This is a genomic window from Alteromonas sp. 38 (genome assembly GCF_902506055.1).
Taxonomy (GTDB): Bacteria; Pseudomonadota; Gammaproteobacteria; order Enterobacterales; family Alteromonadaceae; genus Alteromonas; species Alteromonas lipotrueae.
Genome location: NZ_LR733300.1, coordinates 817,530 through 831,649, shown reverse-complemented (window position 1 = coordinate 831,649; position 14,120 = coordinate 817,530). Strand labels below are relative to the sequence as shown.

General features: G+C 43.5%; 14 protein-coding genes. 2 read left to right on the top strand and 12 right to left on the bottom strand.

Features of this window, described 5'->3' with window-relative positions; genetic code table 11:
• Positions 1-11: 11 nt before the first annotated feature.
• The 10 genes from FLAVO9R_RS03530 to rplM all read right to left on the bottom strand — a co-directional run bounded on the left by FLAVO9R_RS03530 (position 12) and on the right by rplM (position 9,062).
• Positions 12-2,030, bottom strand: coding sequence for a cache domain-containing protein (locus FLAVO9R_RS03530; RefSeq protein ID WP_159528816.1), 2,019 nt, complete (start codon positions 2,028-2,030; stop codon positions 12-14).
• A 187-nt stretch (positions 2,031-2,217) separates the two neighbouring features.
• Positions 2,218-3,111 (bottom strand): AraC family transcriptional regulator, encoded by an 894-nt coding sequence (locus tag FLAVO9R_RS03525; RefSeq protein WP_159528814.1) that lies wholly within the window; start codon positions 3,109-3,111, stop codon positions 2,218-2,220.
• Positions 3,112-3,343: 232 nt separating this feature from the next.
• Positions 3,344-3,697: a tRNA-binding protein gene (locus tag FLAVO9R_RS03520; RefSeq protein WP_159528812.1), complete on the bottom strand. Its 354-nt coding sequence runs from the start codon at positions 3,695-3,697 to the stop codon at positions 3,344-3,346.
• A 222-nt stretch (positions 3,698-3,919) separates the two neighbouring features.
• Positions 3,920-4,375 (bottom strand): ClpXP protease specificity-enhancing factor, encoded by a 456-nt coding sequence (locus FLAVO9R_RS03515; RefSeq protein WP_159528810.1) that lies wholly within the window; start codon positions 4,373-4,375, stop codon positions 3,920-3,922.
• A complete protein-coding gene (sspA, locus tag FLAVO9R_RS03510) occupies positions 4,372-5,004 on the bottom strand; it encodes a stringent starvation protein SspA (RefSeq protein WP_013785368.1) in 633 nt (210 codons plus the stop codon). Before sspA ends, FLAVO9R_RS03515 begins: the two co-directional genes overlap by 4 nt.
• 109 nt (positions 5,005-5,113) lie before the next feature.
• Entirely contained in the window at positions 5,114-5,848 is a 735-nt protein-coding gene (locus FLAVO9R_RS03505; RefSeq protein ID WP_126872493.1) for a cytochrome c1, read from the bottom strand.
• Positions 5,848-7,110 carry a cytochrome b gene (locus FLAVO9R_RS03500; RefSeq protein WP_013785370.1) on the bottom strand — a complete coding sequence of 421 codons (1,263 nt, stop codon included), beginning with the start codon at positions 7,108-7,110 and terminating at the stop codon, positions 5,848-5,850. Before FLAVO9R_RS03500 ends, FLAVO9R_RS03505 begins: the two co-directional genes overlap by 1 nt.
• A gap of 1 nt (position 7,111) precedes the next feature.
• Positions 7,112-7,744, bottom strand: coding sequence for a ubiquinol-cytochrome c reductase iron-sulfur subunit (petA, locus tag FLAVO9R_RS03495; protein ID WP_013785371.1), 633 nt, complete (start codon positions 7,742-7,744; stop codon positions 7,112-7,114).
• Positions 7,745-8,228: 484 nt separating this feature from the next.
• Positions 8,229-8,621 carry a 30S ribosomal protein S9 gene (rpsI, locus tag FLAVO9R_RS03490; protein WP_013785377.1) on the bottom strand — a complete coding sequence of 131 codons (393 nt, stop codon included), beginning with the start codon at positions 8,619-8,621 and terminating at the stop codon, positions 8,229-8,231.
• 12 nt (positions 8,622-8,633) lie between these two features.
• Positions 8,634-9,062 (bottom strand): 50S ribosomal protein L13, encoded by a 429-nt coding sequence (gene rplM, locus FLAVO9R_RS03485; RefSeq protein ID WP_013785378.1) that lies wholly within the window; start codon positions 9,060-9,062, stop codon positions 8,634-8,636.
• Positions 9,063-9,348: 286 nt separating this feature from the next.
• Here rplM and FLAVO9R_RS03480 point away from each other — a divergent pair, with 286 nt between their 5' ends.
• Together FLAVO9R_RS03480 and FLAVO9R_RS03475 are read left to right on the top strand one after the other, a co-directional pair.
• Positions 9,349-10,239, top strand: a complete 891-nt coding sequence (locus tag FLAVO9R_RS03480; RefSeq protein WP_159528808.1) for a transporter substrate-binding domain-containing protein — start codon at positions 9,349-9,351, stop codon at positions 10,237-10,239.
• 93 nt (positions 10,240-10,332) lie between these two features.
• The gene (locus tag FLAVO9R_RS03475) at positions 10,333-10,977 is read left to right on the top strand and encodes a tetratricopeptide repeat protein (RefSeq protein ID WP_159528806.1); all 645 of its coding nucleotides are present in this window, start codon (positions 10,333-10,335) and stop codon (positions 10,975-10,977) included.
• Positions 10,978-11,008: 31 nt separating this feature from the next.
• Here FLAVO9R_RS03475 and mazG read toward each other — a convergent pair whose 3' ends face one another.
• Together mazG and relA are read right to left on the bottom strand one after the other, a co-directional pair.
• Positions 11,009-11,950 (bottom strand): nucleoside triphosphate pyrophosphohydrolase, encoded by a 942-nt coding sequence (mazG, locus tag FLAVO9R_RS03470; RefSeq protein ID WP_159528804.1) that lies wholly within the window; start codon positions 11,948-11,950, stop codon positions 11,009-11,011.
• Positions 11,928-14,111: a GTP diphosphokinase gene (relA, locus tag FLAVO9R_RS03465; RefSeq protein ID WP_159528802.1), complete on the bottom strand. Its 2,184-nt coding sequence runs from the start codon at positions 14,109-14,111 to the stop codon at positions 11,928-11,930. Before relA ends, mazG begins: the two co-directional genes overlap by 23 nt.
• Positions 14,112-14,120 lie beyond the last annotated feature (9 nt).

The window sequence follows — 14,120 nt, the reverse complement described above, 5'->3', positions numbered from 1 at the left end:
TCTAAAGCTATTTAGCTTGGCATCATGATGAATGCCACCACATCATTTTGATAATCACCGGTTGTTTTATACTCTCTATACCCTTTAGACACGGCAACACCTATTGCGTATTTCTTACCTTGGTAATTTGTAATTCGAGAGTCTTTTTCGCCAGTTTTTAAGCCTAAAAGTGTGTCGTCTATCTCGATAACCTCTCCCACCTGCTGAGGGCTACCTTCTGTAGCAGAAATAATCATCCCATCACGCTGACAAAACATGCCAAAACAACCCGTTACAGTATACCCGCTTTCATCTTTAGGTAGCGAGTCGTTTAACATTTCAGTGAATTGTGGCTCACTGTCAAACACAATTCCTATACCGCCAACCACATTATTTCGTTCTACACTAGTGATTGACGCGTTGTAGATGTAGGTGTACTTATCATCATACTGCGCGCTAGGAACAAATTTCGACACCGAATATTTTTGTGAATCAGCACACTTTAACGCATCGAAAGCACCACTATGAGTATCAACTTTTTCTCCCACAACCGATGTATGTTTGTTGTTGGATACCGCGATAATAATGCCATTTTTGTCATAAACATATAAATTGGCATAGACAGTGTATAGGTCATTAATGTATCGAAGAATATTTGCAATTTCTTGTTGAGCATCAGGCACAATAGTTGGAAGTTGCAAATACTGACGGAATACTGTGGTAAGCGCCCACCAACGACAATCGTTCGCTCTTTCGTATAGATTTCTGTCCATAATGTCTACCGCTAAGCTAGCGCAAAACCTCACGTCAGCAAGCCGTGCGCTCAACACAGTAGATTGTAGGTTATCGATAGAATCAGAAAAAATTAACGCTATGCTCTCGCCGGTTAATCTTATCTCAGATAATACAGGCATGAATTCAACAGCATTCTTACGTGCCGCAGCAATAATGCCATTCAAGACGACTAAACTCAGATCGTCATTAATTAACATGGATGTTTTAAATATTTGCTTTAAATCATCAGAAAAGAGTTGAGAATTGAGTAACTGACAAGCGTCAGTTTGAAGCTGCCCTTTTTCATTTGAATGCTTAAAGGCATCATTTAATGGCGTCATGGCAACGCCTTGCCATGATAAACCTTTGAACCCCTGGTATCCCTTAGTTTCGGAGGTGGTAGCTATAAAGCTTTTGTGTTTTATAGTGACTAAGTCAGGAGATCCACACTTAGGTATTGTTTCCCCAACTTTGAATTTCTGTGAATGGCTGGTCGCCATGACTTCTCTGTTTTCAGACACAATCATGATGCTGCTAGCGGCACGTTCAGATTGCAAATTGCTAAAAATTGACTGCATTTCGTCGTCAAACTTAAAGCACAAACAAAGAATTCCTACTGTTCTCGCACCCGTGTCGTTACTATCTTTTATTACACAGGAATAAATCAAAGAATTGCGCTTGTGAGGCTGCAAATCTGAATAGCGAAAGGTTTCTATATAGTCGTCTTTCGATGATAACGTTTTTGAAACTAGCGGATCTTCGCTAAATTCAATTGGGCTATCAATATCCAAATTGGCCTTTACCCGCCCCTGCGTATCCAGAAGAATAATCTCATCATATACGCTATATTTTTTTACGTACTCTTCTAAGCGGTGATGAATTTTTTTAGTGTCTTCGGGCTTTCTTTCGTTATCGAGCAAGAATGCTCGGATATCATCATCAGTAGCCAAAAAGCCCACATCGGCAGTACGTTCAAACAAATTTCTGATCAGAATATCGATGGCCACTTGAGATTTGTTATGATCATCAGCCAAACGCTTTAACAAATGCTCTTTCATCAGGTTCTGAATCAGCCGTCCCTGTAATTCAGAGAATTTCTGTTTTGTGCTAAGCATTTCTTCTAAAATGCTATCAGACACATTATGGCTATTGATTTTACCTATAAGCGAAATTTTACCCCACCAATGGTTTAAGTCATCAAACCTATCGTTGTAGCTGTTGATGAGAGGAATTGCCGCTTGTAATTTTTCTCGGTTCTTTAAAAGTAATTGTTCCACTACTGCACTGCCTATTATTTTTATTTTCTGACAAATAGTTGTTGTGCTTGAAGAACGAAATTTCTTTTACAATATTGTGGTTAGTCATAGATTTCGCGTTTGACTTTACAAGGTGTAATGCACTTTTTTACCTTCCCAGTATATTTGGGACAATGCAATACAATCGGCTTACACCTTTAGTTTAATATTACAGCAATCCTGCAGGTATCTGCCTATCGTGGCTCCATTGCTTAGGTGACTGCCCATACAACCGTTTAAACTCTCGGCTAAACTGGGATGAGCTTACGTAACCCACATCCATAGCGGCTTCATTCACATTCATACCGCTAACAATCTTCATTGCAGCCGTATTTAGCCGCATAGACTTTATAAATTGAATTGGCGACATGCTCGTTGCTTGTTTGAACTTACGATGAAATACCGCCCGACTCATACCCACTTGTGATGCCATATCCTCTATGGTGACCGTTTCACTTAAACGGGTTGATAGGTAGTCGATTGCACGAGCAATCTCATTGCCTACCCCAAACGCTCGCCTTGCAGATTCGCCGGCGCCACCTTTCAATATGGCGTAATAGACTTCGCGAAGGCGACTTTCGCCAAGTACAACGGTATCTGCTCCATTTTGGCTTAACTGCAATAATCGCAGTAGTGCTTCAGCAAATTCACTATCCCAATCAGACAGCGTAATACTAGGCGGAAGTACTGCTCCCCTAGCTTTTCGCTGTATACCGCCAGCGCGCTCTACATCCATGGTAAGTTCTGTCATCACGCGAGTATCAAGGGAAATGAACACACCAAGCAGAGGATTGTCAGGCGACGCACTAGGCGTACCCGCCTCTACAGGCATAGAAATACTGCAGCACATGTATTGGTCTGTGCCATAAACATAAGACTTGCCGTCTACTATCGCCTCTTTGGTACCACTGACAATCGCCACTACTGTGGGCTCATATACCGCAGGCGCACAACGAACCCCTTCGGTCACTCTAAATAGCTGCACACCTTTAACACCAGTTTCAAATAGGCCGTCTTCGGTAAGGCTATTTTCGATGAGCATTTTAATTTCTTTTTTAGACATACCAATCAAACCAGTTGGACAATAAATTTATATAAATCGAAAACGAGACAAATAGGCAATTAATTACCCAGCATACCTGTCATAAAATACGTCATATGAGTGCTATAGTTTATCTAACGCCTAATGAGATGAACATATAAATATGAAGTTCAAAAACTTTTCTAACTTGTTAGTTGGGGCACTATTGTGGATGGATATAAACTATCGACACTCAAACTGCTTTATACCGCTGTCAGCCCGCTCTGGTGCCATTAGGCATTGGTGTTTCAGGCATGGCCAAACAAGGCGTTAATTTATCGGCAAAGCCAATATCAAACAACATGCCCTGAGACACTTCACCCGCCATTTTTTGCTCAGGTAAATTAACGACAAACAGCGCTTGCTTGCCCTGAATCTCGAAGGGGTTTTCACGTTCTTTTTTAATACCCGCAAGAATAGAACGTTGATGATCACCAAAATCGACTGTGAGCTTCATCAGCTTTTTAGACTTTTCTACGTCAGCAACTTGAGTAATGGTGCCTACACGAATATCCAGTTTCTCGACATCATTGAACTCAATAAGCGCTTTAATTGGGGCGTTTTGCATAGCTTCTCTCACAAATGTTAAATAAGCATCGTACACATAGGCAAAGTAACAGAAAAGTAGCTTCAAACACCAAGGGCTATCGGTTTAGTTCACGTAATTTTATTTAATTAGTAAAGAATCCGGACGCAATGAACGTAAGAAGTATAACGAGGTAGATATGATAAGAAGATAGAACAAAATAATAAGCTGACTTCCTGCCTAGGCAGCAGGAAGTCAGAATGCTTATTTAATCACTTTTAAGGTAGGCTTTCCCTTTTTAGGGGGAACGGGTGCATCTGTATTATCAGACGCGTCTGCGTCTTCAATAGATGCTGGCCCAGTGGTTTGAGGTTCAGATGGCTTACTTGTTTTGGCCATCTCCTCTTCGGTAGCAAACACAGTACCGGCACCATTTTCGCGCGCATAAATCGCCATAATAGCTTCGCTAGGCATGCTTAATCTTCTAGGTTGGCCACCGAAACGAGCTTGAAAAGAAAGCCCGGTTAAGTCCAACGAAAAGTTAACACACGCACTAGGCGACACGTTTAAAACGATTTGCCCGTCCTTAACAAACTCTAAAGGCACTTCCACCATTTCATTCGTTGCATCAACAACAATGTATGGGGTGAGATCGTTGTCCACTATCCATTCGTAAAAGGCCCTTAAAAGGTAGGGCTGATTAGACGTCATAGATGTCATAGTGGATTGTGGATCTCGCGCTCTTGATCGGTTAGCGATGCTTTAAATGAACTGCGAGAGAAGATACGGTTCATGTAGGCATTAATTTCTTTACTACCTGCGCCATTAAGCTCAATACCTAAAGCAGGTAAGCGCCATAATAACGGAGCAAGATAACAATCAACTAAGCTGAATTCTTCGCTCATGAAGTAAGGTAATTCACCAAATACAGGTGCTAATGCAAGTAACGCTTCACGTAAATCGTTGCGCGCAGCTTCAACGTTCCCTTCACCACGGAAGATACGAGCTGCTAACGAATACCAGTCTTGCTCGATGCGGTGCATCATAAGACGGCTTTGGCCACGAGATACCGGATAAACTGGCATAAGTGGTGGATGCGGGAAACGCTCATCAAGGTATTCCATGATGATATGCGATTTATAAAGCACCAGTTCACGATCAACAAGAGTTGGAACGGTTCCGTAAGGGTTTAACTCCAACAGATCCTCTGACAGATTGCTAGGATCTGTGTAGCTTATTTCAACACCCACACCTTTTTCTGCCAACACAATACGCACCTGATGGCTGTAAATATCAATTGTGTCAGAGAACAACGTCATAATAGAACGTTTATTCGCGGCTACGGCCATTCAATTTCCTCCGTCGAGAAACTAGTTATGCCCGCTAAATCGGGCGAAATTCAAATACTAAAAAAGGGGGCGAGAAGCCCCCTTTGCTATTATACATAATTCTGTGCGATTAGTGCACTTCTCGCCAGTATTCTTTCTTCAGCAAGTAAACAAATACAAACAGTACGGCAATGAAGATAAGAACCCATTTACCAATACGGTGTGAATCTAGCTTAGCTGGCTCACCGGTATACTCTAAGAAGTTAACAATATCGGCAACAGCTTGGTCGTACTCATCTGGAGACATTGAACCTGTACCATCAGATTTAATACCTACATATTGTTCAACCATTTCGCCGTCGACCATAACTTCTTCGTGCATTTCAGTTGGTGTACCTTGCAAAGGTTGAAGCACATGCGGCATACCCACTTCTGGGAATACTTTATTGTTAACACCAAATGGACGGCTCTCATCTACGTAGAAAGAACGTAGATAAGTGTAAATCCAATCTTCACCACGAACTCGAGCTACAAGGGTTAAGTCTGGTGGCGCAGCACCAAACCAACCTGCCGCTGCATCTTCAGGCATTGCACGAGTAATGTAGTCAGCAACCTTTTCGCCCGTAAACTGAAGGTTTTCTTGACCTAACTCGTCAGGAATACCTAAATCGGCAAACGTACGCTGATAACGCTGATACTTCATTGAGTGACAGCCTAAGCAGTAGTTCATGAACAACTGCGCACCACGTTGCAACGAGGCCTTATCGGTTAGGTCGATAGGTGCCTTATCAAGATGCACACTACCACCAGCGGCTAACGCTACACCCGGTAGAAAAAATGCTAAAAAGCACATCAATTTTTTCATTAGGCAATCCTCTCTGGCACAGGCTTAGTTTTCTCGTTACGGCTGTATAGGAACAACAACACGAAGAAACCAAAGTACATAACAGTCGCGATTTGCGACGCAACAATCTTCCAGTTTTCTTGAGGTGTAGCACCTAAGTAACCTAAGAAAACGAATACAATTGCGAACACAATAAGGTTTACTGTGTGTAAACCACAACGATAGCGCCACGATTTAACACGACCGCGATCTATCCATGGTAAAGCGAACAAGGCTGCAATAGCACCAAACATAGCAAGTACACCAATTAGCTTATCAGGTACTGCCTTAAGGATGGCGTAGAACGGCGTGAAGTACCAAACAGGGAAGATATGCTCAGGTGTTTTCAACGGGTTCGCAATTTCGAAGTTAGGATGCTCAAGGAACTTACCGCCCATTTCAGGTGCGAAGAACAAGATATAAGTGAACAAGGCTAAGAAAATACAGAACGCTACTAAGTCTTTCAGCACCATGTGCGGGAAGAATGGCAAGATGTCATCAGCGATATCGTACTTGCTTGTGTAGTACTCATGGATTTGGAATTTAGTCTTTTCTGACTCAGGTAACGAGCCTTTCTTATGCTTAATCGCAATACCGTCTGGGTTGTTTGAACCCACTTCGTGTAGCGCAATAATGTGTAAGAATACTAAAATAACAATAACCAACGGCAATGCAATAACGTGCAATGCGAAGAATCGGTTTAGGGTAGCACCCGAGATTACATAGTCACCTTGTAGCCAGATGACTAAGTCTGGACCTACAACTGGAATTGCACCAAATAGCGATACAATTACCTGTGCACCCCAGTAAGACATTTGTCCCCAAGGCAATACATAACCCATGAAGGCTTCAGCCATTAGTGCAAGGTAGATAAACATACCAAACACCCAAAGCAATTCACGAGGCTTTTGGTAAGAACCGTAAATCATGCCACGGAACATATGCAGATATACCACAATAAAGAACGCTGAAGCGCCTGTACTATGCATATAGCGGATAATCCATCCGTAATCAATTTCACGCATGATGTATTCAACAGACGCGAACGCACCTTCAGAAGTCGGTACGAAGTTCATTGTTAACCAGATTCCAGTAATAATTTGGTTAACTAAAACGATGGTAGCCAAGAATCCAAACACGTACCAAAAGTTCATGTTCTTAGGCGCTGGGTATTGGATGGCGTGCATATTCGCCACACGCATAATTGGAATACGCGCTTCAATCCACTCTAAAAAAGCATTCATATTACACAGCCTCCGCTTCTGAGCCGAGGATGATGTTTGTGTCATCTACGAACTGGTAAGGCGGAACAACAAGGTTCAACGGCGCAGGTACGTTTTGGAATACACGACCAGCCATATCAAACTTAGAACCGTGACATGGGCAGAAGAAACCGTCTGGAACCCCTTCAACCACCTCTTCGAAAGCGCCATCTTTAAGGTGCTGCGGTGAGCAACCTAGATGCGTACAAATACCGACTAAGATAAGGTACTCTTCTTTCATAGAACGGAAACGGTTCTGGGCAAACGTGGGTTGTTGCTCTGCTTCAGAGTTAGGATCTTTCAGTTTATCTTCGTGAGTGCTCAATTCTTCAAGAATTTCAGGAGTACGACGAACAATCCATACAGGCTTGCTTCGCCACATCACACGCACTAGCTGTCCAGGTTCAATCCCGCTGATATCTACTTCAACGTCAGCACCGGCCGCTTTCGCTTTGGCACTTGGATTCCAGGACGCAATAAAAGGCACTGCCGCTCCAACAACACCTACACCACCAACTACCGACGTGGCAACGGTCAAGAACCGACGACGGGTGTTGTTTTCTGGCTGGTTATCATTGTGTGCAGACTCTGTTGCATCTACAGATACATTGCTCATCCACATTTCTCCAGGTTCGGATAATTATGATGTATAACCCTAACTTTTACTGGTTTTATCACGTTAGGATCGTCCATCATATGGCTTGTCATGAAGTTAACTCAAAGGCACTTATGTGCTCATTCGAGAATTCACTAAAGTTTCGTCAAATTTCGACCGCAAATGATAAAAGAAAAGCCCTTATAAACACAAGGTTTTACTGGTATTTAAGCAATAAATTAATCTGAGGCCACTGTTAAGAATTAGTGAGTGATTGGAATAAAATCAAGAATTTGACCGAAATTCGGCCAAATCAGCGCCTTTATTAAAACATTGTTAGCTTTATGTTGAAATGAAGCGGGAAAATTTAGAATACTAATTTACTAGGTAGATGAGCGCCGTTGAAAGAATAATTACGTGACGCACTGAAGGAAGTAGATTTTCAAGCAGAAAATAAAAAACCCGGCATAAGCCGGGTTTTTTGCACAATATATAAAACGTAGAATTAACGTTTTGAGAATTGTGGACGCTTACGTGCTTTGTGTAGACCCACTTTCTTACGTTCAACTTGACGAGCGTCACGAGTAACGAAGCCAGCTTTACGTAGTGCAGGACGTAACGTCTCATCATACTCCATAAGAGCACGAGTGATGCCGTGACGAATTGCGCCAGCTTGACCGTTAGAACCACCACCTTTAACAGTGACGTATAGGTCAAACTTTTCCAACATTTCAACAAGTTCTAGAGGTTGACGAACAACCATGCACTCAGTCTCGCGACCAAAGTACTCGTCTAGAGCACGTTTGTTTACTTGAATGTTACCTGAGCCTGGACGCAGGAACACACGAGCGGTAGAACTTTTGCGGCGGCCGGTGCCGTAGTATTGAGTATCTGCCATGTCGATTGCCCCTTAGATGTCCAAAACTTGTGGTTGCTGTGCTGCGTGCTTATGTTCAGCACCAGCGTAAACTTTCATTTTACGGAACATTGCACGGCCTAGAGGACCTTTTGGCAGCATTCCTTTCACTGCTTTCTCAATAACCATTTCTGGTTTGAAAGCTAGCAGCTTTTCAAAGTTAGTTTCTTTCAGACCACCTGGATAGCCACTGTGTGCATAATAGATTTTGTTCAATGCTTTACGGCCAGTAACCGTAATTTTGTCAGCATTGATAACTACAATGTAATCACCAGTGTCCACGTGAGGTGTGTACTCTGGCTTATGCTTACCACGAAGGCGCAATGCGATTTCTGAAGCCAAACGGCCTAGAGTTTTGTCTGTGGCGTCAACCACGTACCAGTCACGTTGTACCGTTTCTGGCTTTGCAACAAAAGTTTTCATTTAAATATCACCCGAATAATATCGTCGTTACTGATTTCTGAACACCAGAAATCACCATAAAATCAACACAAAGACCCCTTCGAGCCGGTCGATTCTTCCACCTTCCCAAAGGTGGGCGTAACTGGGCAGGGCGCGAATTATACAGGTTTTGATGAAAATGCGAACCCCTAATTTGCAATTAGGGGGAGTTTTCTGCACAAAGTTTCTACAGAAACAGTGACAAGCTTAGTTAATTCCGTTAATTTCAAAGGGCAAACCATTTTAGAAGAGAATAAACAGGAAAATAATGCGCTTATCGGCTGTTTTTTTAGTTGTGGTTCAACTTCTGGCAAGTGTTTATGCTAAAGCCGAATCTGGTAACGTCACTCTCACACGGGCATTTGCCGATGACGATTATGGTTTTTATCAGCAGAAAGTACTTGAGGCTGTATTGTCTGCAACCCCCGAATATGGAAACACGCAGATTTCCTTGCACCCCCACCCTATGTCACAAAGTCGACAAGTAGTATCCCTACTACAGGGTGATGCAGATGTAATGTGGAGCGTGACTAATGCTGAACGTGAGAAATTATTAACCCCCATTAAACTCCCCCTTCTAAAAGGGTTGGCTGGGTACCGAGTATTTGTGATTGCAAACGATGCCCAACATAACTTCGCACAGACATTAACCACCGATGAGCTTAAAACCCGCACCTTGGTGCAGGGGAACGATTGGCCTGACTTGCACGTACTCAAATCAAATGGATTTAATGCGGCAGGCGAAGAATGGAGTTTATGGTTTACATCAATGTACACCATGGTAGAAAAAGGCATGGTGGATGGTTTCCCTCGAAATGTTATTGAGGTAAATGGAGACTTAGCGCGTCATGCAGACAAACCTATTACTATCGATAAAAATCACCTTCTTGTTTATCCCAACTATGAATACTTCTTCGTACGTCCGGACGATGCTGCTTTAGCAAAAAGAATTCGTATTGGCCTGTCACGGCTGATAGAAAACGGCACACTTGAAGCCATATTTAATCAATTCGAAGCTCATAAACTCGCCCTTTCATTGGCAGACGAGCCTCATCGAACCAGGCACTCACTACAGAACCATTTTCTACCCTATGTGCTTGATTACGCGCGATGGGATTTAGAGAAAGAGAAAGCCATTAAGGCCCTTACAAGCGAATAAACAACCAGCGTCACCGTTTTTCTTGTTTTATACACCGTATTACTGGTAAAACACTCGCTCAAAATACTACTTATAATCAATTAGGAACCCACAATGCGCAGTATACGTGGACTTATCACCTTTTGTATCTCTCTTATGGTTTATGCAAACCTTACCTTCGCCGACAATAGTCGTACATTGCTTAATATCCAGCAGCAATGGGCGTCAATCAATTATGACGTTGACAGTAGCGAGAAAGAGAAAGCCTTTTTAGCGCTCATCGCCGACGCTGAAGCCTTTGTTGCGTCATCTAGTAACAATGCCGAAGCCCTCACGTGGCTAGCCATTACACAATCTAGTGCAGCGAAAGCAAAAGGCGGCCTAGGGGCGCTCGATTTCGCCAAAGCAGCTAGAGCAAACCTTGAAAAAGCATTGCAGCAGGATGAACAAGTATTAGAAGGTACTGCGTTAATCGTATTAGCGGCACTCTATCACAATGTACCTGGCTGGCCGGTTGCCTTTGGCAGTGACAAAAAAGCAGCGCGCTTGTTTAAAAAGGCGCTAGCGCTTTACCCAAACAGTATGGATGCACATTACTTTTACGCAGAATACTTGTTTGATGATGGTGAGTATGAAGAGGCGGCTCGGCATTTGACGCTAGCCAAAAGCGCCCCTGAAAAACCAAACCGCCCTATTGCGGACAAAGGCCGCAGAGCAGAAATAGAAAATTTAGAAGCCAAAGTAGTCGGTAAGCTATAACACTAAAACTTTTAATAGAACGAGCTGAGCGTTATGAATTAGCAGTAGTAATTTTTGCTTGCTGCCATAGCGCTTCCATTTCATCAAGCGTCATATTTTCTAACGGTGATCCTTCACTCACGGGCTCGCCGTCTTTTATAGACAAGTCTTCACACGCTATTTTATGGGCTGATTCTGCTTTATAGGCTAAAAACTCTACCGCTCTAAAACGTTTAGCAAATTTGTTGCTGGCGTTGCGCAGCGCCGTATCAGCATCAACTTTACAATGTCTTGCCACATTAACCATAGCAAATAATGCATCACCAATTTCCTCTTCTAAGGCTTGCTGATTGACAGTTTCGGCATCAAGCTCTTGTTGAATTTCTTCAACTTCTTCTCGCACCTTGTCTAAAACAGGCTCAGCTTCAGGCCAATCAAAACCCACCTTTGCACACGCTTTTTGTAGTTTTTGGGCATACATTAATGCTGGCATTCCCACCGGCACATCATCAAGAAGACTGGGGCAAGCCGGTTTATTGTCTTTTGGCGTCAATGTGGTATTCAAGTTTTGCTTTAAAGCCTGTTGTTTAAGTGCTTTTTCTTTGGCTTTTATACTGTCCCACTGTGCAGTTAAGCCTTCCTCGCTGCTTGGCTGCGCTGAGGTATTGCCAAATACGTGTGGATGACGACGGGTCATTTTGTCGCTAATGCTTTTCGCAACATCATTAAAGGTGAAGTTGCCTTCTTCCTCTGCAATGCGGGAGTAGAACACCACTTGAAACAACAAATCCCCAAGTTCATCACGAATATCTGAAGGCTCCCCTTTCGCAATGGCATCAGCCACTTCGTAAGCTTCTTCAATAGTATACCGAGTTAAGCTGTCCATGGTTTGCTGAACATCCCACGGGCACCCAGACTTAGGGTCTCGAAGCTTCGCCATTATCTCTTGAAGTCGTTTTACCTCAGGCAACTCAGAATTGTTTGCGTTTTGCATCCGTAATGCCTTTTAATTGACGTAATCGTGCGAGCACTTTTGATAAGGTATCTAAGTCTTGTACTTCAATTGAAATGGTAATTAGCGCCGTTTGTCTGTGTTTATCACTTAAACTATTCACACCCAGTAATGGCACGTTTTCATTTGCCAGCACGGTAGTGATATCACGCAGTAAACCGGTTCTGTCGTGGCAGAAGATATCGACTGAGGTTTCAAAACCTACTTTAAGTTCTTGTGACCAGTTCACCTCAATTTGACGTTCTGGGTGCTGCTCAAGCAAATGCTGCAATTGATCGCAGCTTTCTTTGTGCACGCTTACGCCACGCCCTTGCGTGATATAACCCATAATGGGCTCACCAGGAACCGGTTTACAACAATTAGCGAGCTGGCTCATCAAGTGGCCAACCCCTTGTACGACCACGGCGTCCTTTTTACCTGCGCCCTTAGCCGTACGCTTTGTTTTTACTTTAGGGCTAATTTCAGGCTCTTCTGGCTCTGGTTCTTGTAAGAAGTGAATGAAGTTAATAACTTGCATCACTCTCACATCACCTGTGCCTATTGCCGCATAAAGATCATCAGCACTATGACCGTTAAACTTCTCGTACACTTCACTGGCTATTTTGGTGGGCAAGTGGGCGCGATGCAGTTCGCGCTCTAGCAGCTCTTTACCTGCGGTTAGATTTTTATCCCTATCTTGCTTTTTAAAGTACGAATGAATAGTGGCACGGGCGCGAGATGAGTGCACATAGCCCAAGCCTGGATGCATCCAATCGCGGCTAGGATTTAGCTCTTTACCGGTGAGCACTTCCACTTGGTCGCCACTATGCAGCTGATAAGTAAAAGGCACAATTCGCCCATTGGCTTTCGCCCCAATACAGCGATGCCCTACATTGCTGTGAATATAGTAGGCAAAGTCGAGTGGCGTAGCACCTTGAGGCAAGTCGATAACATCGCCTTTCGGGGTAAACACATACACGCGATCATCAAACACCTGACTGCGCAACTCTTCCACCATATCGCCAGATTCGGCCACTTCTTCCTGCCAAGCAAGAATACGGCGAAGCCAATTGATACGCTCATCGTAACCCGATTGTTTGCCGGTACTGCCTTCTTTGTACTTCCAATGCGCAGCAACGCCTAACTCGGCGTCTTGATGCATTTTGTGTGTACGAATTTGAATTTCTACAGGCTTTCCTTCAGGGCCCACAATAACGGTATGAATAGACTGATAGCCGTTAGATTTGGGGGTGGCAATATAATCGTCGAATTCGTTGGGTAAATGCTTGTAGCTAGCGTGCACGGTGCCAAGCGCGGCATAACAATCTTGTAACCGCTCGGCAATAACCCGCACGGCACGTATATCGAAAAGTTGTTCGAAGGTTAAGCGCTTTTTCTGCATTTTTTTCCAAATGCTGAAAATGTGTTTTGGCCTACCATACACATCGGCGCGAATGTTTTCGCTATTCATTAATGTTTGAAGATCATCAACGATGCCATCGATATAATCGGCTCTCTCTCGACGTTTACCATCTAGTTGCTTGGCGATTTGTTTGTAGGTGATAGGGTGCAGATAGCGAAAGGCTAAATCTTCCAGCTCCCACTTTAATTGACCAATACCTAAACGGTTAGCCAAAGGGGCATAAATGCTGGCACACTCGCGGGCCACCATCACCCGCGTTTCTTCATCCGCTCTTTTCGCTTGTTGAAGCGCGCAAATACGTTCTGCCATTTTAATCACTACAGCGCGAACGTCTTCAACCATAGCAAGCAGCATACGACGAATACTATCAATATGTTGTTCATCGGATTTTTCGTTGAAAGGCGAACCATTGGCTTTTCTAGCGTGCAAAGTTTTAATGGCGTCCATACGCCTTACACCCACAACTAAGTCACGAATTTCACCATCAAATTCTTGTTCAATATCAGCTTCGGTTAAACAATGTTGCTCGCAGTAGGGAAAGACCAATGCCGCTTGTAGCGTAGCGTCATCCATATTGAGTTGACAAAGAATTTCGACCATTTCTTGGCCGACGAGAAGGCGCTCTGGCATTGAGGATACACTGCGCAGTTTATCTTTCGTTTCATCACTTAAATCGAGGCTGTCTAACCATACCTCAAAAGGAGGTCTATCGGCTGCATGTACTTTTCTTGTTGTCACCATAACCGCTGC